Origin of the sequence: Sphingorhabdus sp. Alg231-15 (assembly GCF_900149705.1) — a bacterium.
Lineage (GTDB): Bacteria > Pseudomonadota > Alphaproteobacteria > Sphingomonadales > Sphingomonadaceae > Parasphingorhabdus.
Window position 1 is genome coordinate 1,815,435 of the sequence record NZ_LT703001.1, and the last position, 20,636, is coordinate 1,836,070.

20 protein-coding genes are annotated in these 20,636 nt (G+C 54.1%); 10 read left to right on the forward strand and 10 right to left on the reverse strand.

What is annotated here, in order from left to right:
* Positions 1-38: 38 nt before the first annotated feature.
* Positions 39-1,412, forward strand: coding sequence for a glutamate--cysteine ligase (locus tag DG177_RS08965; RefSeq protein WP_108811163.1), 1,374 nt, complete (start codon positions 39-41; stop codon positions 1,410-1,412).
* 192 nt (positions 1,413-1,604) lie between these two features.
* Complete coding sequence (locus DG177_RS08970) at positions 1,605-3,950, forward strand: TonB-dependent receptor domain-containing protein (RefSeq protein WP_108811164.1); 2,346 nt, start codon at positions 1,605-1,607, stop codon at positions 3,948-3,950.
* Here DG177_RS08970 and dinB read toward each other — a convergent pair whose 3' ends face one another.
* Both dinB and DG177_RS08980 read right to left on the reverse strand, forming a co-directional pair.
* Positions 3,951-5,060: a DNA polymerase IV gene (gene dinB, locus DG177_RS08975; RefSeq protein WP_108811165.1), complete on the reverse strand. Its 1,110-nt coding sequence runs from the start codon at positions 5,058-5,060 to the stop codon at positions 3,951-3,953.
* Positions 5,057-6,640: a hypothetical protein gene (locus tag DG177_RS08980; protein ID WP_337658672.1), complete on the reverse strand. Its 1,584-nt coding sequence runs from the start codon at positions 6,638-6,640 to the stop codon at positions 5,057-5,059. The genes dinB and DG177_RS08980 overlap by 4 nt, the downstream gene beginning before the upstream one ends.
* Positions 6,641-6,703: 63 nt before the next feature.
* Here DG177_RS08980 and DG177_RS08985 point away from each other — a divergent pair, with 63 nt between their 5' ends.
* Both DG177_RS08985 and DG177_RS08990 read left to right on the forward strand, forming a co-directional pair.
* Positions 6,704-7,993 carry a Bcr/CflA family efflux MFS transporter gene (locus tag DG177_RS08985; RefSeq protein ID WP_108811167.1) on the forward strand — a complete coding sequence of 430 codons (1,290 nt, stop codon included), beginning with the start codon at positions 6,704-6,706 and terminating at the stop codon, positions 7,991-7,993.
* A 24-nt stretch (positions 7,994-8,017) separates the two neighbouring features.
* A complete protein-coding gene (locus DG177_RS08990; RefSeq protein ID WP_108811168.1) occupies positions 8,018-8,437 on the forward strand; it encodes a DUF2147 domain-containing protein in 420 nt (139 codons plus the stop codon).
* A 9-nt stretch (positions 8,438-8,446) separates the two neighbouring features.
* On the opposite strand, the gene DG177_RS08995 is transcribed toward DG177_RS08990, so the two are convergent.
* From DG177_RS08995 to DG177_RS17715, 5 genes are all read right to left on the reverse strand, one after another.
* The gene (locus tag DG177_RS08995) at positions 8,447-9,460 is read right to left on the reverse strand and encodes an SO2930 family diheme c-type cytochrome (RefSeq protein WP_108811169.1); all 1,014 of its coding nucleotides are present in this window, start codon (positions 9,458-9,460) and stop codon (positions 8,447-8,449) included.
* A complete protein-coding gene (locus DG177_RS09000; RefSeq protein WP_108811170.1) occupies positions 9,460-10,650 on the reverse strand; it encodes a parallel beta-helix domain-containing protein in 1,191 nt (396 codons plus the stop codon). Before DG177_RS09000 ends, DG177_RS08995 begins: the two co-directional genes overlap by 1 nt.
* A 184-nt stretch (positions 10,651-10,834) precedes the next feature.
* Complete coding sequence (dgcA, locus tag DG177_RS09005; RefSeq protein ID WP_108811171.1) at positions 10,835-11,818, reverse strand: N-acetyl-D-Glu racemase DgcA; 984 nt, start codon at positions 11,816-11,818, stop codon at positions 10,835-10,837.
* Between the two features lie 67 nt (positions 11,819-11,885).
* A complete protein-coding gene (locus DG177_RS09010) occupies positions 11,886-13,280 on the reverse strand; it encodes a putative O-glycosylation ligase, exosortase A system-associated (RefSeq protein WP_108811172.1) in 1,395 nt (464 codons plus the stop codon).
* Positions 13,273-13,443 carry a hypothetical protein gene (locus tag DG177_RS17715; RefSeq protein WP_337658673.1) on the reverse strand — a complete coding sequence of 57 codons (171 nt, stop codon included), beginning with the start codon at positions 13,441-13,443 and terminating at the stop codon, positions 13,273-13,275. The genes DG177_RS09010 and DG177_RS17715 overlap by 8 nt, the downstream gene beginning before the upstream one ends.
* A gap of 109 nt (positions 13,444-13,552) precedes the next feature.
* Between DG177_RS17715 and DG177_RS09020 the strand changes: the two genes are divergently transcribed.
* Both DG177_RS09020 and DG177_RS09025 read left to right on the forward strand, forming a co-directional pair.
* Positions 13,553-14,785, forward strand: a complete 1,233-nt coding sequence (locus DG177_RS09020) for a TIGR04063 family PEP-CTERM/XrtA system glycosyltransferase (RefSeq protein WP_108811174.1) — start codon at positions 13,553-13,555, stop codon at positions 14,783-14,785.
* Entirely contained in the window at positions 14,769-15,839 is a 1,071-nt protein-coding gene (locus DG177_RS09025; RefSeq protein ID WP_108811175.1) for a hypothetical protein, read from the forward strand. The genes DG177_RS09020 and DG177_RS09025 overlap by 17 nt, the downstream gene beginning before the upstream one ends.
* A 21-nt stretch (positions 15,840-15,860) precedes the next feature.
* Here the strand turns inward: DG177_RS09025 and DG177_RS09030 are convergent, their stop codons facing one another.
* Positions 15,861-16,217 (reverse strand): hypothetical protein, encoded by a 357-nt coding sequence (locus DG177_RS09030; protein ID WP_108811176.1) that lies wholly within the window; start codon positions 16,215-16,217, stop codon positions 15,861-15,863.
* 330 nt (positions 16,218-16,547) lie between these two features.
* Here DG177_RS09030 and DG177_RS09040 point away from each other — a divergent pair, with 330 nt between their 5' ends.
* Entirely contained in the window at positions 16,548-17,225 is a 678-nt protein-coding gene (locus DG177_RS09040) for a S24 family peptidase (RefSeq protein WP_337658674.1), read from the forward strand.
* 70 nt (positions 17,226-17,295) lie between these two features.
* Positions 17,296-17,958 carry an MBL fold metallo-hydrolase gene (locus tag DG177_RS09045; protein ID WP_108811178.1) on the forward strand — a complete coding sequence of 221 codons (663 nt, stop codon included), beginning with the start codon at positions 17,296-17,298 and terminating at the stop codon, positions 17,956-17,958.
* Here the strand turns inward: DG177_RS09045 and DG177_RS09050 are convergent.
* On the reverse strand, positions 17,955-19,157 hold the full coding sequence (locus tag DG177_RS09050) for a PQQ-dependent sugar dehydrogenase (protein ID WP_337658675.1): 1,203 nt from the start codon (positions 19,155-19,157) through the stop codon (positions 17,955-17,957). The two genes, DG177_RS09045 and DG177_RS09050, sit on opposite strands and share 4 nt — an antisense overlap.
* Positions 19,158-19,278: 121 nt before the next feature.
* On the opposite strand from DG177_RS09050, the gene DG177_RS09055 reads away from it, so the two are divergent.
* Complete coding sequence (locus tag DG177_RS09055) at positions 19,279-19,731, forward strand: hypothetical protein (protein WP_108811179.1); 453 nt, start codon at positions 19,279-19,281, stop codon at positions 19,729-19,731.
* Between the two features lie 12 nt (positions 19,732-19,743).
* On the opposite strand, the gene DG177_RS09060 is transcribed toward DG177_RS09055, so the two are convergent.
* Positions 19,744-20,175 carry an MAPEG family protein gene (locus tag DG177_RS09060; RefSeq protein WP_108811180.1) on the reverse strand — a complete coding sequence of 144 codons (432 nt, stop codon included), beginning with the start codon at positions 20,173-20,175 and terminating at the stop codon, positions 19,744-19,746.
* Between the two features lie 216 nt (positions 20,176-20,391).
* Here DG177_RS09060 and rpmF point away from each other — a divergent pair, with 216 nt between their 5' ends.
* Positions 20,392-20,571, forward strand: coding sequence for a 50S ribosomal protein L32 (gene rpmF / locus DG177_RS09065; protein ID WP_108811181.1), 180 nt, complete (start codon positions 20,392-20,394; stop codon positions 20,569-20,571).
* The last annotated feature ends 65 nt before the right edge of the window (positions 20,572-20,636 follow it).

Genomic DNA, 20,636 nt, shown 5'->3' on the forward strand with positions numbered 1-20,636 from the left:
CAGTAGCATAGCGCCAAATCATTTCCTAAAGCTGAGCGATGAGCACAAGACAAGTTTCAAACAGCAACGATCCTGTGATCGAGGATGTCAGCCAGCTTATCGCGCCCATGCAAGGCGGGGAAAAGCCGAAAGAACAATGGCGCATCGGCACCGAGCATGAAAAATTTGTTTATTGCACCACCGATCATCACGCTCCCAGCTATGACGAACCCGGCGGAATCAAGGATCTTCTCCTCGCGCTGCAGGAATTTGGCTGGAAGCCGGTGGAGGAAAACGGCAAAGTCATTGCCATGGCGGGTGATGATGGCACCGTCAGCTTAGAGCCAGCTGGGCAATTGGAACTTTCGGGCGCGCCGCTCGAAAATCTCCACGAGACCTGCAATGAAACCGGTCGCCATTTGCAGCAAGTGAAAGCGATTGGCGAGAAAACCGGCAAGGGTTTCCTCGGCATGGGCATGTGGCCGGACAAGACCCGCGCAGAGCTGCCGATCATGCCGAAGGGCCGCTATGGCATCATGCTCAATCACATGCCGACCGTTGGCAATCTTGGCCTCGACATGATGCTGCGCACCTGCACCATTCAGGTCAATCTCGACTATGCCAGCGAAGCGGACATGGCCCAGAAATTCCGTGTCGGTCTGGCGCTACAGCCTCTTGCCACCGCGCTGTTCGCCAATTCGCCCTTTACCGAAAATCAGCCCAATGGCTTTGAAAGCTTCCGCAGCCATATCTGGTCAGACACTGACCCGCATCGCACCGGCATGCTACCCTTCGTGTTTGAAGAGGGTTTTGGCTATGAACGCTATGCCGAATATATGCTCGACGTGCCGATGTATTTCGTTTTTCGCGACGGAAAATATATCAATGCGGCAGGCCTCAGTTTCCGGGATTTCCTGAAAGGCGAGCTATCAGTGCTGCCAGGCGAAAAACCCACCATGGACGACTGGAACGATCATCTTTCCACCGCTTTTCCAGAAGTACGGTTGAAAAGTTTCCTCGAAATGCGCGGTGCCGATGGCGGACCGTGGAACCGGATCTGCGCCCTGCCCGCTTTCTGGGTTGGCCTGCTCTATGATCAGACCGCCCTCGATGCCGCATGGGATCGAGTGAAGGGCTGGAGCATGGAAGAGCGTGAAGCGCTGCGCAACGCGGTACCGAAACAAGGGCTGGATGCACCACTGCCAAATGGCGGCAAATTACTCGATCTGGCTGGCGAAATTCTCGATATCGCCTCCGCTGGCCTGACCGCTCGCGGCCGCCTCAACACGAGCGGCGATAACGAAAGCGGCTTTCTCGATCCCCTGCGCGAAGTCGTTGCAAAGGGTAAATCGCCAGCGGCTCAGCTGCTTGATCGCTATAACGGTGACTGGAATGGCGATTTATCCCACATCTATGATGAAATGAGCTTTTGATAAGCACGGCCATCTAACAATCAGCAATGATTTGTAACGCAATTGCAACAGTTGTGCCGGATTCCGCACGATCCCGCCCCTTTACACCCCCATAAACTTGACCGTTGCGGCCATGATGGTCAGGGGTTGCGGCACGGAGAACAGGGAAGCTCTCCGAGTCCATTACCAACGCCATTGCCGGAGATTATCGTCATGCGTCGCATATCCGTATCTGCCATTTCACGTTTCGCCCTTGCCGGAGCTTTGCTCGCGGGCGGCCTGTCACAGCCCGTTTTCGCACAGGAGGAAGCCGGCGCGGACGATGATCAGCTCGGTACCATTGTTGTGACCGCACAACGGCGCGAAGAAAATTTGCAGGATGTGCCGCTCTCCATCTCGACCCTCAGCGATGATAAGCTCGCGGCCATTGGCGCTGGTGGTCAGGATGTTCGCGCTCTATCTTCCCGCGTACCGAGCCTGGTGGTTGAATCCTCTTTCGGACGCACCTTCCCCCGCTTTTATATTCGTGGCCTCGGCAACACCGATTTCGATTTCAACGCAGCCCAGCCAGTCAGCCTTGTTTATGATGATGTGGTTCTGGAAAATCCGATCCTCAAAGGCTTTCCGATTTTCGATCTTGAACGTGTCGAGGTTTTGCGCGGGCCGCAAGGCACATTGTTCGGCCGGAACACCCCGGCTGGCATCGTGAAATTTGACTCGGTCAAGCCGACAAATGATGTGAACGGCTATGGCCGTATCAGCTATGGCCGGTTCAACGCGGTCAATGCGGAGGGCGCTGTAACCGTGCCGTTGATCGACAATGTCCTCTCGGCGCGCATCTCGGCGCTCTATCAGCGACAGGACGATTGGGTGGACAATACTAACCCGTCCGCACCTGAGAATAACACCTTTGAAGGCTATGACGAATTTGCTGTTCGCGGCCAGCTGTTGTTTACACCTAGCGATGAGCAGGAATTGCTGATCACCGGTCAGTATCGCGATCTTGAAGGCACGGCGCGCGTATTCCGCGCCAATGTCTTTACCCGCGGACAATCCGGCCTGAACGCCGACTTCGAGCGTGATGAAGTCGCGACCGACGGCCAGAATGAGCAGGATGTCGAAACCTACAATATCGCAGCACGCTATAGCTATGATTTCGGACCGGTATCGCTAATCTCGGTCACCAGCCTGTGGGGCGGCGACGCGACATCAGTCGGCGATGTCGACGGCGGTTTTGGTGCCAATTTCCTGCCGCCTGCGCTATTTGGCCCGGGCGACATTCCCTTTACCGCTGAAACCCGCGACAGCGTTCCGTTCCTGACCCAGTTCACGCAGGAAGTGCGTCTGGAAAGCAATGGTGACGGCCCGTTTAACTATCAGGCCGGTTTCTTTTACTTTGACGAACAGCTCAGAATTGACAGCGAAAATTATTCGACGCTCGGCGATCCTTTGAACGCGCCCGGCGGGATTAATATTTTCGTGCGCCAACGTCAGTCGAGTGAAGCCTTTGGCATATTTGGTGCCGTGACTTTTGATGTTACCGATCAGCTGAGCATTTCCGGCGGATTACGCTATAATGATGACGAACGTGACTATAGCGTGGTGCGGTCTCGGGATACGCAGTTCCCGACCTTCCTGCAAAACCCGCTCGGCACCGTTACCCGCTCGGTTAGCGATGACAATGTGACCTGGGATGCCAGCATAACCTACGCTGCCAGTGATGATATCAACCTCTATGCTCGCGTCGCCAGAGGCTATCGCGCGCCGAGCATACAAGGCCGGATCCTGTTTCCCCCAGCAACTGCAACGCCATTGGAAGATGGTGTGACGATTGGCGATTCCGAAACCATCCAATCCTATGAGGCAGGCGTCAAAGCCACCGTGCTGGATGGCCGCGGGCGGATCAATCTCAATGGCTTTCTCTATAATCTGAATGATGCACAGCTCACGGCTGTAGGCGGCGGCATTAACGCCAATCGCCTGATCAATGCCGACAATGTCCGCGGCTATGGTTTTGAACTCGACACGGAATTCAAACCAATCCCGGAATTGCTGCTCAGCGCGAGCCTCAGCTACAATAACACCGAGATTCAGGATGATGGTCTGACAACAGCTGCTTGCGGTGCAACCCGGGTCGACACCTTCCCGGATGTGTCGCTCTGCACCATATTGGATCCGATCGTCACACCAGCAGCACCCTTTTCGGCGGCAATTGTTAGCATCGACGGCAACAGCCTGCCACAGAGCCCGCGCTGGATTGCCAACTGGACAGCACGCTACTCCATTCCTGTCGGCGCTGGCGAAGTCTATGCCTTTACCGATTGGTCCTACCGCTCGAAAATCAACTTCTTCCTCTACGAATCGGTTGAGTTTCAGGATGGTGGCCAGCTCGAGGGCGGCCTGCGCATCGGCTATCAGACCGACAGCTTTGATGTTGCCGGCTTTGTTCGCAACATCACCAACGACGAGTCAGCGGTGGGTGGAATCGACTTTAACAACCTGACCGGCTTCGTTAACGAACCGCGTATCTGGGGCATTGAAGCCGGGTTCAAATTCTGATCAGAAGTTAAACGCCGATTGCTCGGTATCATCGTTGTGAGAGGCGGATATCTTGTCCGCCTCTTCAACACCTTCGAGATTCGCCAGCGTCAGGCCCAGCAGCCGCACGCCATTTTCCACCGGCATGATGCTCGCTAGCAACTCCCTACCGATATCGGCAAATTCAGTCTTGCCTTCGACATTGCGATCTAGTGATTTGGATCGGGTGATCTGCCGGAAATCGGCATATTTCGCTTTCAGCGTCACCGTCCGCCCGCGCGATCCAGACTTCTCGATGCTATTCCAGACAATGTCGATAATCTTCTCGATCGCTTCTTCGAGATCTGTGTCACTGACCAGATCTTTGCCATAGGTGCGTTCGCCACCAACAGACTTGCGGATGCGATTTGGTTTGACCTCGCGGTGGTCCACGCCGCGAGAGGCGCGGAATAGATAGCCCGCCGACTTGCCAAAATGCTGACGAAGAAACTCCTCCGACTGCGCGCGCAAATCCGCGCCGGTGTGAATATCGAGCTTGGCCATGCGCTCGGCGGTTTTGGGGCCAACACCAAAGAACCGCCGTACCGGCAGTTGAGCGACAAAATTCGCTCCCTGATGAGGCTTGATCACGCAAATTCCGTCCGGCTTGTTCTGGTCCGAGGCTATTTTGGCGATAAACTTGTTATAACTCACACCGGCACTGGCCGTTAGCTGGGTTTGTTTCTTGATCTCCGCACGTATCATTTCTGCAATGCGGGTGGCGTTGCCGACCCCCATCTTGTCTTGCGTCACATCAATATAGGCCTCGTCGAGCGATAATGGTTCAACCAGATCGCTATGGCTGCGGAAAATTGCCCGGATCTGTTGTGATACCTGCCGATAGACGTCAAAGCGATGCTTGACGAAAATCAGATCGGGACAACGCCGTTTTGCGGTTACCGACGGCATGGCCGAGCGCACACCAAATTGCCGTGCTTCATAGCTCGCTGCAGCAACCACACCACGCGCTGCCGAACCGCCCACCGCAACCGGCTTGCCTTGCAGTTCGGGATGATCGCGCTGTTCAACACTGGCAAAAAACGCATCCATATCGATATGGATGATTTTGCGGATGCCGAGCTGTTCCGTCATCGTTCGGTTTCGGCAGCCTCACGGTATCGCTCGATCACCGCTTCAGGAACCGCCATCCGGATCATGGGCGGAAAGCTCGCCCGCGCGCCGCAACTGACATAGTTCATCATTGGGCTATCTTCATCGCCGCGCAATTGACCGCTTTTATAAACTTCCACGCGCCCGTCATGATAGCGCAACACGGGAAAGTTGCGGGTCACGCCATCTTTTTCTTGCGCTATGCTGTACCAGCCAGTGGCTCGGTCAAAGCGCAGGCCCTTGACGCCTAGCCCGCATATATGGGCATTGGCACCAATCGCATCTCCAAAAGCTTCCAGACCGCCATCCATGCTCCGTTTGACCAACAGGCTCGCGCGCGCTTCTCCCGCCAAGATCGGAACCAGCTGGCCATAGCTAGAGGATTGCTTGATATCATCGGTCAGCGGCAGGACATCTTCCAGAAACAACGCTTCTTCTCCGGGTTTCAGCCAATCCGCTTCTCCCAAAAGCCCGATCAGCTGGCCAACACGCTGGTCATAGGACGCGCGCAGGCAGTCGGTCGGATATTGTTCAAATCCGCAAGCGTTTCGCTGCTTTAGCCAAGCTTTCTGACTGGCCTTCACGCTGCGATCCCGTTTGAGCACTTCTTTGTAAAGCGTGGCGACTTGCCGGTCATAGAAACGCATGCTGCTGTTATATTCACCGCAAATCTCGTTCTCGATATCCGTTCTGGCTTTGCCGCAATCAAAGGACGGCGCATCGTTATCCTCTGCCGCTAATGCTGAGGCCATCAATACCGCCCAGGTTTCTGGTAGAACCATGACCTTTTCATCGCCGCCAGCCAGAAACACTGCCCCCATATTGTTGGCATCCTTGAAAGCGGTTAACTGACGCGGACTGATGACGGTTTGGTTCAATATCGCACCGGTCACGTTAGCGTCGTAAAAACCAAAGCTGCTGATATCGACGAAAGCGAGATTCGTCACCTGCGCACTGATGCCGTTCCGCGCAATCGGGCAGCCATCGATAACCGTAATCCCGCAATCAAATTTGAAACCCGTTAAGTTGGCGCCATCGATATTCAGCCCCTCGACGTCACCATCCCAGCCGCCATCTAATTTGCCGCTGCTCCAGTCTACAGCTTTGGCATCGACACGCGAAAAAACGCTGCTGCGGATCAGGATATCCTGCATTCTCGCGCCGATCATTCCGGCTGCATCCAAATTTGATTTAATGAAACCAACGCCGGGCGCCTTTACCCCGGTCCAATCTGATCGTCTGAGATCGCTCTCCACGAAACAGATATTGGACAGTTCGACACCAGTGAAATCCCAACCCGAAAAATTGCCGCCTTCGATCAAGATGGTCTTGTCACCAGCGACCTTGGAATAGCCCGCGAGCTGTTCGGGCGACGCGATCTTCGTGCCGTCATAGGTTTTCATCGCTTGGCCTACGGCGGCACCATTAACGCTGCCATAGATATTCCCATAGGCATATTGGCAACCGGGAATCGGCGGCGTTGGTAACTGAGCAGCGGCCGGAGTTGCCATGAAAGGCAACACCATCAACATACCCCAAAGCCACAACTTCCCGTTTTTCACGATCCCGAAAACTCCCTGTTCGTATGTCGGCCAGCGATCATAGCATTTTCACCTATAGCCACGATGAATAATAGTTGCCATAGCCCGCCAGTGAATACGAAAGAGCTTCCATTTCCCCTGGGACGTACCGAGCTGATCATCATGATGGCCAGCCTGATGTCGCTGAACGCGCTGGCAATTGACATCATGCTGCCGGCACTGGGCTTGATCTCCGATGATTTCGGACTGGCCAGTGAGAATGACCGGCAATGGACCATCACGTCTTACATTTACGGCATGGCCATAGGGTCGATCCTCTACGGCTCGCTCGCCGACCGGTATGGCCGCAAACCGGTTTTGCTGGTCACGACCGGCGTATACATCCTGTTTGGACTGCTCTGCGCGATCAGCGATAACTATGATCTGATGCTGCTCGCGCGGTTCATCCAGGGCCTTGCTGCATCAGCCATGGGCGTACTGGCCAACAGCATCATCAGGGACCGCTATGAAGGTGATGCGATGGCGCGGATGATGTCGACCATCATGATGGTGTTCATGGCCGTGCCCGTGCTCGCCCCGATGATCGGTCAACTGGTGCTGGTTTTTGCGCCTTGGCGAACGATTTTCATCGTATTGTCCGGCTTTGGCATGCTGGTCCTTCTATGGGTGATGGTGCGCCTCCCCGAAACCTTGCATCCCGAAAACAAGATCATGATCAACACCGCTTCGGTGGCGCAGACCTGGGGCGGCGTGGTAACCCATCGCAACGCGGTCGGCCATGTCTTTGCCAGCGGCCTTATGATGGCACCGCTTTTTGCGTTTATCGCATCGGCGCAGCAGATATTTTTCAAGACTTTCGACGCGGCTGATCTGTTCGTATTCATCTTTGCCGTCAACGCTATGGCGATGGCCTTGTGTAATTTTATCAACTCGCGGATTGTCATGCGCTTTGGCGCGCGAAGGGTTTCGCAGGCAGCATTACTGTTTTTCATCTTTGTCGCGATCATCCATCTGGGCGTCACGCTGGCGGGCTGGTTGAATTTGCCGATATTTGTTCTATTGCTGGCGGCCTCGATGGGCATGGTCGGCTTCACCGGTGCAAATTTCAGTTCCATCGCGATGCAGCCTTTCGGCAAAAGCGCAGGGGTCGCATCATCATTTCAGAACTTCACCCGTACCTTGATATCCGCTGCGATTGGCGGTGCCATTGGCTTGCAATTTGATGGCACTACCTTGCCGCTGGTCACTGGATTTTTCTTTTGCGGGGTCGCTTCATTTTTGTTTATCCTGTGGGCGGAAAACGGGAAATTATTCCGGCGCGTTCAGACAGCGGCAAGCCAGGAAACATTATCTACGCAAACAAAGACGTCATAAATTCAATCGGGGTGGACCGAAACTATGAAAAACCTTCAGACAATCGCCATTGCTGGCAGTTTTTTGATCGCTTCGCCGGCGCTGGCCGCGGATTCGATTAACGGCAGTTGGGTAACGCAGGACCGCGATGCGATTATCAAAATCAGCAAATGCGGCAATACGGTCTGCGGACGCATTCACAAATATCTGGTGACACCCCCCAATGGCGTCAATCAGAAAGATACCGAGAATCCGAACAAGAAGCTACGTAACCGGAAACTGCTGGGCGCTGCGATTTTGACCGGATTCAAACCGGATGGCAAAATCTGGCGCGGAAAGGTTTACGATCCCAAGACGGGGAAAACCTATCGCTCTGAAGTAGAACTGCTTTCGCCGACAAAGCTGAAAATGAAGGGCTGCATTGCCTTTTTCTGCCAAGGCCAGAACTGGACCCGCGCGAAATAGGAGAAGAGTTTAATCCTTCTCCATCTTCGCAATCCATTCGCTGAGCAAGGCAGCGCCTTCTGCATGCACTAACGAACGGCCGACTTCCGGCATCGCTACACCGGGCTCCAGACTTTTGAGGCGATGCATCATGATGCTCTCGTTCGGATTGCCCGGCGCAATCGCGAATTCGAAACCGCCGCTGCCGCGTCCGGCAGCAACCGGGCGTTTGCCGACACCCAGATGGACCGGCGATTCTTCCTCATAGGTCAGAAACAGACCGCTATTGCTGGCCGAACCTTGCCGGTTGTGGCAATGGGCGCAGTTAATATCGAGATAGGCGCGCGCGCGGCTTTCCAGTGGCATGGCGTCGTCGTCATAGTCAACCACTGGTGGATGAGAGCCGGATTTTTGCTCCAGCATCGCATTACTCAGCAGCATGTCGAGTGTATCATGCGACAGGTTGCGCGACTTCGGGCCAATCGGCATCACCGCACCGGACAACGAATGGCATTCCTTGCACTGGTTCTTGTTCGGAACCGCGTAGCTAATGTCTCGCTGTTTGCCCGATGGATCGGTGAAGCGCACCGGAATCCGTTTTCCTGCAACCTTCAGTGTCGCCTCGGTCTGCTCGGCATTCCAGACATAGGGCAAGGCAATCCAGCCGTCGGCGCGGTGCAACAGAACCCGTGTTTCCAGCAGCCGATCTTTTCCGTCGATTTCATAGCCGAAACTTTTTATCAGTGCTGAACCGACTGGAAATTGAAGCAGGCCATCGCCATCCGCTACGGCCTGCTGCCCCGCGGGTATATAGATATAACGATATTTCTCGGCATAGTCGGTGAACAGGGCGCTGTTGAGCTGATAGAGCTCGACCCCCTTATTGGGTTTCCAGCCAGCGGCATCGGTAAAAAAGCCGAAGTCCGACAGTTTTTTGGGCATGCCCTTTGCTGTGATCGCCGTATCGGCCACCGGCGCAATGGGCGCCGCGCTGACCGCGAAACCGGCAACGCAAATAGAAATAGCGGCGATCAAGGTGCGCATTATTTGAGTGCAGCCTCCATCGATGCGGGCAGGACGATGGGCGATAGGGCCACGGTTTCGCCTTTGCCTTTTTGTTCATGGAGCGATGGCTTGGCTTCTGTGGGCGACTGCCCCACTTTCGTCAGCCCGAGATTGAGCACCGATACGGTGTCATTGACAATCAGGCCCTTTCCAAGCCCATCATAGAAAACCCCAGGCAGCGCGCCACCGAAAGCCGCGGCCAGTTGCTGACCACCTTCAAAATCCGGAGCAAATCCGGCGCGGCCATAGACATTATCAGCGATATAGACATCGCGCGGAGTCGGATCATAATTGGGATCATTAAAACTCTGCGTATAGGCCACCACCATAACGTTACTCGTGCCGTTGTTGATCATCGCATTTTCGACGACCTGCACATTGCGATTGGCCATTACCATCACGCCCGTCCCAGCAGGGACGCTGGCGACAATATTGCCTTCGGGCGCAAAATTATCGGTATTATTGTTGATGATCGCGTTGCGCGCGACCAGCACATTATGTCCGCCCATTTGCGGAAGGTTGGGCAAGTCGAAAACCAATATGCCGCCGGTATTTTCGGTCACCAAATTTTCGGTGACTTCCGCATCAAAGCTGTTTTCGATCTCGATCCCCGCGACATTCTCTATCGCGGTGTTGCGACGGACAATGATATTCTTGGACTGGCCGACATAAATACCGGCATCAGAGGCTCCGCGCACTACGCTGTCCTGCACCAATATGTCGCTGGCCTCGACCGGATAAATGCCATAAGCGCCGTTGCTGGCCTTGGGCCCACCGGTCCATTCAACGCGAATGGCATGATAGACGATCCGGTCTGCGCCTTTCGATTTAATCCCGTCGCCCTTGCTGTCTTCGACCGCAAAGTCTCTGAGGACAACATCGTCAGAGGTGACCAGCAGGCCTTCACCTGCACCCAATTGTCCCGCAAAGCTAAGGATGCTCTTGTCCATCCCCTGACCACGAACGGTCACTTGATCGACATCGAGTGACAGGCCGTCAGTAAGGATAAATGTTCCTGCTCCCAGTTCGACAATATCACCCGGCTCAGCGAGAATAAGCGCTTCCTGCAGCTTTTCCTGCGCATCCGCGCCGGCTTCGACAGTAATGGTTTTGGCCAGCGCTGGCATAGCGCAGCACAAAGCGGTGGCGACAAGTAAGGTCCGGATCATATTTCTCTCCCAATTGCACGGATAATGACGCAATTTTGATCCCTTGCCAAGAACATTGACAATACTGTCAGTAATAGCACGCGCCGGCTGCAGTCCGTTGTCTTTGCTTTTGCTGCAATACGGTCAGCCTTCAGGCAGGGTCCTGGGACACAGATAGGCAATCATATGACGGATAAAGTCGGCCTTATCCAGCAAGGCTGACCTTACCATCTGAAAAATGCATGGCCTCTTTCCGATCCCTGGCCAGAAGCAACGGACCATCAAGATCTACCCATCGGGCGCGCTGGGCCAGCGCAAAGGCCGGGCGGATGGCGAGAGATGTCGAGAGCATACAACCGACCATCAGTTCCAGTCCGGCCTGCTCTGCCGCATCGGCAATATTGATCGCTTCACTAAGACCACCGGCCTTGTCGAGCTTGATATTGACCGCCTGATAATAACGCGCGAGCTTGGGAATATCCGCGCTGGTGTGACAGCTTTCATCGGCGCAGAGCGGGACCGGCGAACGGACGTCGGCAAGCAGCGCATCCCTTCCGGTACTCACAGGTTGTTCGATCAGCTCAACACCCCATTGCGCAAGCGTGGCCGCTTCGTGGGCGATATCGAGATCATCCCAGCTCTCGTTGGCGTCGACAATCAGCCGCGCTGCGGGCGCACCGCGATGGACGGCAGCTACCCGCTCATGGTCGTTGCTGCCGGATAGTTTGAGCTTGAGCAGGTTGTGGGTATCGGCTGCGGCGCGAGCATCGACTTCCATCTTGGCGGGATCGGCCAGGGAAATGGTGAAGGCAGAAATCAGCGGCTTGGGTTCGGGCAAAGAAGCATGGCGCCACAGTGGCCGGTCATGCTGCCGGCATTCAAGGTCCCACAGCGCACAGTCGAGCGCGTTGCGGGCGGCTCCCCTCGGCACCTGATCGAGCAACATCTGATGGTCAAAAACCTCATGGGCGCTGGCAAAGGCCTCGATGGTGGCAACACAGTTTTGTGCGGTTTCACCCTCATAGTAGATCGGCGTGGCTTCTGCTGTACCGCTATGGGTCCCGTCGCTGACCGTGCAGACAACAACATCGACATGAGTCTTGGCCCCCCGGCTGATGACGAACGAGCCATTGACTGGCCAGCGTTCAGCAGTTGCGGAGACAGAAAGCGGAACAGCAGGAGATGTCATCCGATGATCGTAGCGGACTATGCGCGTCTGTCATCTGCTTTGTGGTCCTGGAAACAGGGGCCGCGGATCAGGAGGCGGCTTGCGACCATGTACGGGTTGGCAGATGTCCCGAAATCGGGCTCCATTTCGCCTCTTGTGCGCGGCGGCTCATATAGGTGTCGAGGCCGATTTGCAGCGCGACCAGCATATAGACAAAGGGCTGAAACGCGACGCCGACAAACAGTGATCCGACCATGTAGATAATATGGGCATTACCTAACGCGATGGCCAGCGGAGCGACCCACATCTCACCTTCTTTGGTGGTCTTGCGATAGCGCCGACGGAGCACTTCCATCCGCCAGATCCCACCGAGATGGATGAACAGCCACAGGGCAAGGCCAGGATAGCCCTGTTCACCGAGCATCTCAAAATAGCTGCTGTGGAAGGCGCGGGCTTCATCAATTACTTCGATCGGTCCCTCATCCTCCAGCTCGTATTCATATTCCGGCTCCGGCTGGTCATCCTTCTTATCCGGAGCCAGTTCATAACGCAGCTTGTTCAGCCGATAGACGTTAAACCCACCGCCCATCGGATTGGCATTGGCATATTCGATGGTCCACTCCCAAACCGCGATGCGGGTCGAGGCCGACTCATCAGCCTTGTAGTTCTGGATCGTGCCCATCCGATCGGAGAAGCTTTGCGGTAGAAACGGGATGGCCATCAGGCCGATGGTCACCGCAAGACCGGCATAGAGAAAGCGGTATTTGACAAAGCGCAACTGCAGCACTGCCAGCACAGCAATGCACACCAGACCGGTCCGCGCCTGGGTGCCGATCGGGATCAGCAAAGCCGCGAAGATGAGTGCCATGGTAAAATATTTAACCCGCCAGTCGGGCGGAAAGATCGTGCCATGTTTCGACAACCAAAGCATCAACGGGATGATCGCAATCGCCACCATAGAGATGATCGAGCCTTCATACAGTCCGGCATTATCGTCGATCAGCAGCACCAGCGCCCCATAACCACCACCGGATCCCAATGTCTTGATACCGCCGGTTATGATCAGCGTGCCAGCGCACAATACCATGAACAAGGTCAGCGCCTCGATCCGGAGCTTCGTCCTCAACGTTAGCGGCAGAAATATAGCAAAAACCAAGGCTTTCCAGACCCAGTCCCATTTTTCCATCGCATCTTCGGGTAACGCCCCCTGAAATGTCGTGTAGCCGCAATAGAGCAACAACAGCACCATCGCCCCTTGTCGCACGGAAAAGCGGCTGTCTTTCTTGTCGTCGGCGACCATATAACCCAAGAACGCCATGCCGAAAACGATCAGCGATAGGGGTATGGAATTGAGCAGAAAATAGCTTAGCCGCTGAGGCGCAACAATGTCGATATAGGCGTAGACAAGCGTGAAAATAAACGGCCGCTTAAACGCCAGAAACAGTAGAGCAAGCAAATAGGCGACAAAAACCAGATCACGCATCAGATTGACCTTTGAGCGATTGACTCGTGGGCATGTGAAAGCCGTCAGGCTCTGCATCCGGTTCGGGTGGATCCTCGAAATCCAGGTCGGGCCGGTGAATCAGGCGCCATACCGCGATCAGCAGCAATCCATGGGTCAGAGCGATGGAAAAATTATCGATCATATGGAGTTTGGCAGCCTCAACTAACGCATCAGATTCATATATACATCTGGGTGCGATACAGGCTTTGGGTTGACGGGACGTTAATCCTTTTCTGGCAACGACTTGTGCCATGACGCGGATTTTGCACATATTGGATCACAGCCTGCCGTTGCACAGCGGATATTGCTTTCGCACACGAGCCATCATGAAGGCGCAAATAGCCAGTGGCCTGCAGGTTGCTGGCGTAACCGGCGTTCGGCAAGATCAGCATGGCTATGAAGCGGCCGAACCACTGGAACAGGTCGACGGTTTGAATTTTTTCCGCACGTTGAGCGATGTGAGCGGTCCATCACCGGTTCGCGAATGGCGAGAAGTTTCGGTCCTTGCCGACCGCATTGCCGAAGTGGTGCAAGAATGGCGACCCGACGTCTTGCATGCACATTCCCCGGCGCTCAATGGGCTGGCCGCGCTGAGGGTCGCTCAAAAGACCGGACTGCCGCTGCTTTATGAAATTCGCGCTTTCTGGGAAGATGCGGCGGTCGGAAATGGCACTGGCCGAGAAGGCAGTCCGCGCTATTGGCTAACGCGGCAGCTTGAAAATCATGTTGTTGCCGGAGCAGATGCCGTTGCCGTCATTTGCGAAGGCCTGAAGTCCGATCTAATCGCCCGGGGCGTTGCGAAAGAAAAAATCACCGTTTCGCCCAATGGCGTCGATATGAGCTTGTTCGGAAAGCCGCCAGCGCCCGACGAAAAACTTAGAGATCAATTGAACCTGACCGGCAAGTCCGTACTCGGCTTCATCGGCAGCTTTTACGACTATGAAGGGTTGGATGACCTGATCGCCGCGATGCCGCATCTTCTAGAACTGTGCCCGGACGCGCATCTCTTGCTGGTTGGCGGGGGGCCCATGGAAAAGCAGTTGAAAAAACAAGTCACGGCCTCTGCTGCGACATCCGCGATCAGCTTTACCGGACGCGTGCCACACGATGAAGTGGAGCGTTATTACGGCCTTATGGACGTCATGGTCTATCCCCGCAAATCAATGCGGCTCACCGAATTGGTCACGCCACTGAAGCCTCTGGAAGCCATGGCTCAGGGCCGGATTGTCGCGGCATCCGATATTGGTGGTCATCGCGAGCTGATAAAGGACGGCCTCACCGGCACATTATTTCCGGCAGGATCTCCGGAAAAAACGGCGCAAAAATTGGCTGATTTGCTGAAAAATCGCGCCGAATGGCCACAAACCATTGAAGCAGCAAAGAAATTTGTTGAAGCGGATCGTAACTGGTCGTCAAACATTTTGCGTTACAAACCTGTTTACCAAAGGCTGATTGCACATAAATCCTATGAGCGAGCAGCCTGATATGGCGGAGAACATGGTGGAACAGACGGATCGCAATATAGCACGGTTTAAGGACCCAGTCCTTTCGGTAGCCGCCGGATTTGGCGCCGCGCTGGTTATTGTCACGCTCCCGCATATTTATCTGGAAAACATTATCGGCGCGACAGGGCTTTCGGAAATCGTGCCCGCCGCGGCACCGCCACTGGGCAACACGGCGCGCGGCCTCATCGCTATTCTGGCGGGGATGGTATCCGCATCAACAATTTACTTATTTCTAAATCGCAAAGGGAGCTCTGACATGGGCGTTGCACTTCGAGAACAAATTAATGCTGCCAGTCCGATCGAACTGGACCTGGAAGAGGAAGCTAAGGCGAAAAAGAGTCGCTTCAGTCTGCCTAAATTCGATGCCAAATCGCTGACAAAATTTCTGAAGAAGCCGAAAAAGGACAAAGCCAGAGTTATGGATCTTGCTGACTTGCCGCAATTGCGCAAAGTCGACAGCGAATCCGCTGCACCAGAGCGTCCGCCTTTATTTGCGGAAACGGACGAAATGTCGCCAGTTGCCGAAGCCATTCAACCCTTTGAAGACACTGCTGCTTCAGAGGTTCCAGACGCGGAAACTCAAGAGGCGCAAGCGGATGAGATGTCAGATGCTGTGATGCCTTCAATTACACCGTTCACACCGCCAGCTTCTGAAGCGGCTCATGAAACAGCACCTGTCCGGCAGGAACCCGCGATGCCAGTATCGCCTGATATGCCAGTAGCAGCACAAGATCTGTCAGATCTTACGATCGCGGAACTGGCTGATCGGCTTGAGTCCGGCTTGAACCGCTTAAAACAATTGGATGCGTTTAGCCGAACTACTGATGCTATGATGGCGAATGCAGAGACCGTAGAACCACCCGAAACAGCACCGGCCTCTGAGATGCATGGAGAAGCGCCTGCTATTGCACATCCGCCCCTCAAGGAAGTTGAGAGAACCGCCGAACAGGTGCAAGCGGCTCAACAGGCCGATATGGATGCCGCACTGAAAGCGGCACTCGGGACTCTCGAAAAAATGACTGCACAGCGTTAATCGGGTTTCATCAACGACCTGCTACCCGTTGTCCACTGGATCATTGATGGTGAGCAACTCGATCGTGATCTGTTGGTCGCTGGTGCTTTCGCTGTGAACTAGAATGTCAGCGACAAATTGGCCGGGCAGATTAAACTCATAGTCGGGCAACTGATTGCAAGCTGAACCGATCCCGGGCATCTCCCCGAGCACAGCCAGTTTAACAACTAGAATATGCCGGGTGCCGGAGAAGGTGATACTGGCCCATGGTCGCTCTCGCACCATCGTCACCTCATAATCCGCACCGAACAGCTTTTGCAGCTGTTCAACTATTCTCGATCCCGGATCCCTATGGCTGCGATCCTTTGGTTTCTCTCTCTCAACGGTTTCAGCCCGCATGATCATTTCTCCATTTGTTTATGAAATGTTCCGTACGTTTTGAAATTTTGCTCCCTGGTTGCCTGCCATTGCGCAAGTCGTCCACAAAGCGTGGATCGCGGACCGCTAGGCGTCCGAATTTCGTCGATGCCATGCCCGATTCGCGCATGAAAACCTCGATTTTCCTTATAAGATACATTGCTTGATCTCCGTTCAGTTTAAGCAGTCTGCGGACAAGATTTCGGCTGACGACTCGTCCAAAATAGGCATTTTCCTATTTGAAATGTAATTTCCTACATGTCTAGGATTTTTCCTATTGCCAATTCCGGTCATTGAGGCTAAATCCGTTATATGGCCCAAGCGATACCAATGGCGGAGGGAGATCCACGCAGTAATCTGGAACAGTTGATCCGGAAAAATGGTGACGATTTTTCATCATTGTCCCGGATGCTGGGCAAAAACCCCGCCTATATTCAGCAGTATATAAAGCGTGGTACACCCAAGAAACTCGATGAAAATGATCGGCGAAAGCTGGCGGAGTTTTATGCGGTCGACGAGCAAGTGCTGGGCGGCACGGGTCAGATGCCAGGTGGCAGCTCAGCCAGCATTGCCAGCCATAATCTCGTTCGAATCAAGCAACTGCAAGTCGAAGCGTCTGCCGGCCCCGGATCGTTGGCGGACGATGACGCCATTCAAGACAATATGGCCTTTGGCGCGAAATGGCTGAAACAGCTTGGCCCTGATCCGGCCAACTTGTCGCTAATCTCTGTCGATGGCGATTCAATGGACCCGACCTTGTGTGATGGCGACGATATCATGGTCGACCACAGTGCTGCTGAACGGCCTTTGCGCGATGGCATCTACGTGCTGCGGATGGACGATGTTCTGCTGGTAAAGCGGCTGGCGCTTCGACCGTCAGGCAAGTTATCGATTCGCAGCGACAATGATCGCTATCCCAACTGGGGCGATGTCGAACCGCGAGAGGTCAATATCATTGGGCGCGTGGTTTGGACCGGTCGGCGGCTATAGACGGTCACTCTCAGCCACTTAACACTATCAGGCCTTGCAACTTGCTGGCCGCCCCGCCAAATAGCTGTGCATGACAGAAGCTCCTTTAAAGGCCGTGATTATTCCGGTCACACCGCTCCAGCAAAATTGCACCCTCTTGTGGTGTACCAAGACAAACAAGGCTGCACTCAGTGACCCAGGCGGAGACTTGGGCCGGCTCAAGGCAGCGGTCGCCGAACATGGTGTTGACCTGGAAAAAATCATCATCACCCACGGCCATCTCGATCATTGCGGCCAAGCCGGGATGCTTGCCGAAGAACTCGGCTTGCCAATCGAAGGGCCGCACAAGGACGATCTGTTCTGGATCGAGCAACTGGATGGTGATGGCGCGCGTTATGGAATGGAGGCCAAAAGCTTTAAACCTGATCGCTGGTTAAATGACGGCGATCAAGTGACGGTTGGTGATCTCATCCTGGATGTCATTCATTGCCCGGGACATACGCCCGGTCACGTTATTTTCTATCATCAGCCTTCCAAGCTCGCGGTGGTTGGAGATGTTATTTTTCAGGGATCCATTGGCCGCACTGATTTCCCGCGCGGCAACCATCAGGACTTGATCGACGCCATTACTCAAAAACTCTGGCCGCTTGGCGATGATGTAACCTTCATTCCCGGCCACGGGCCGACCAGCCAATTTGGCTATGAGCGCAAAACCAATGCCTTTGTGGCGGATGATGTTTTGGCGGCGCGCTAAGGCCGTTTGGGAACGACGCGCAGAATTTTACTGACGGGCCCGGATTTATCTTCGGTCAGAAGATATAAATAACCGTCCGGTCCGGTTCGCACGTCACGGAATCGCGCTCCCAATTCACCAAAAAGTTCCGTCTGCTTTCCCAGAGAGCCGTCGGCTTCCATCTCGACATGGCGCACATGCTTTAGAACCAGAGCAGAAAGAAACAGATCATCCTGCCAGTCCGGAAAAGCTTCTCCGGAATATTGTGCGAACCCGGAAGGGGCTATTGAAGGCGTAAAGTGGACCAGCGATTGCTCCGTACCATTACGCGCTTCAAACGGCGATATGCGACCACCAGAATAGTCTAACCCATACGAAACCGTCGGCCATCCATAATTTACTCCGGGCTTGATCTCGTTAATCTCATCACCGCCAGCAGGTCCATGCTCATGGGCGAAAACCCGCCCATCAGCAGCCAGAATGATTCCTTGCGGATTGCGGTGACCATAGCTCCAGATTTCCGGTAAAGCCCCTTCCCTATCCACAAATGGATTGTCTGCTGGCACCGAACCGTCGTCGTTCAGGCGGACAATTTTGCCGAAATGCGTGTCGAGCTGTTGGGCTTTTTCGCGAAAATGGAATGCGTCCCCGACCGGCATCAACAATGTGCCATCGCTCAAAAACTGAATACGGGCACCATAATGATTCCCCTGCACACGAGCCGGTGAAGCGGCAAATAGCTGTTTTCCCTCCGAAAGACGCGGCGCGGCGCCGTCATCATATCTAAACCGCATCAGCAGCAAACTATTCTGGTCCCCTTGGTGCGCGGCATAGGAAATGTAGACCTGACTATTGGACTCGAACTGCGGATGCAGAACAACGTCGAACAGCCCGGCCTGCATGCCGTCGCCAAAGTGTACTGTTGGATGCGGTTCGCCAGTTGTAAAATCGTGAACCAGATCAGTCTTCCCATTTTTGCCGACACGCTTCAGTTTGCCGGTACGTTCGGTCACCAGCATGTCTCCATTGGGAAGAAAGGCGAGAGACCAGGGATGATCAAGGCCATCTGCGACGGTCTGAATTTCATAGTTTATTGGCGCAGGGTCGGCCTTGCCAGCCAATTCGCTGGTTTTGACACCGGAGGAAGATGCCCCCTGATCGGCACAGGATATCATCAGGCAGGACACCAGTATCGAAAGAATGATTGAATTGCTGCGCATTTTGTATCCCCGGAACTTGATGTTACGACTTTCAATCATGTCCAGGCTTTTGTCTACAAGCATTTACGCTTGATCAGCCTGCCAAAGAAGCTAGGTTCGATGTTCTTCTGGAGTTATCACTATGGCCGGTTTTTTACGCTTTATTCTCGGACTATTCGGAGGAGCATTGATCACCTATATTGTGGGAACAACGGTCAATTCTCAATTTGTGATGAATGCGCATGGCGTTCCCGTGACATGGGGCGATCGGCTTAACATGACCTTATTCGATATATCCAATATGCTATTATATTTTGTGATCATTGCCCTTAGCTTTTTGATCGCATTTGCTATTGCAGCTCTCCTAAAGCGGCTGCTCCCCAATCTGGCAAATATTGCCTATCCAATTGCTGGAGCAGCGGCAATTGGCGCCGCATTGGGGCTAATGTATATGATGTTTCAAACCGTTCCGATCAGCGGCGCGCGTTCAACACTCGGCTTTCTGTCGCAAATGGCTGCGGGCGGACTTGGCGGATGGATTTTCGGGCGTTTCCTGGTCGCAAACCAAACACATTCCTCAGGCGCAAGCGCTTAGTCGAACGGTGGGCTAGCCTGCTTGAACCGTCACCGGTGACGTACTTGCGTCTGTCGCACTAAAGTAGGGAATCGCAATGGCATAGGCGCCAAGACCAAGCGTGATAAGCAGTGTCAGTATAGTTCCAACTGTGCGGCCTTTGCCCAGTTTTCCGCCATCCATTCCGACACCATGGGCAATTCGGCCGAGCATATAGAGGCCGCCAACAATCCACAGCCATGTATGGGAACCGGTCGCAAGCTCGATAACCGCAATCAGAATCAAAATGATCGGCAAGCTTTCGCCATAATTGGCATGGGCACGCATCCGGCGAATAACCTTTTCATTTCCTCCATCACCAACGCTGACTTTCTCTGATGTGCGGACCTGTCCGACACGGATCATTAACCAGATATTGACCATCGCTGCGGCTCCGGCAATGGTAAGTGTAATCGGTAAAATCATCGTTCCCCCAAAAAGCTTTTGAATTTATCCCCTGCCTATAGAAGCACAATGCTTGCAACGCACGGGAAAATCGTTATACGCGCCCCTTCGCGTGTAATTCGCTTACGCATGAGTCGGTGATTCTCTGTAGATATATAGAGGTAAGCTTGCTCAAAAGCGGCGTTTGGCTTATTATACACATATATGAAATTTGAAATTTAACGAACAGGCTTAGCAATGGCTGTCCCTAAACGAAAAACTACGCCGTCCAAGCGCGGAATGCGCCGTTCTCATGATGCTTTGAAAGTCGAAGCCTATCAAGAATGTTCCAATTGCGGTGAACTGAAGCGCCCTCACCATATGTGTGGGGCTTGCGGCTTCTATAATGGCCGTGAAGTAATGGCAGTCGACCTTTAGTCTTTCGGACTTTGGTCGACTATCGTCACGCCATCACGCATTTAATCAAGGGGAATAACCGGTGG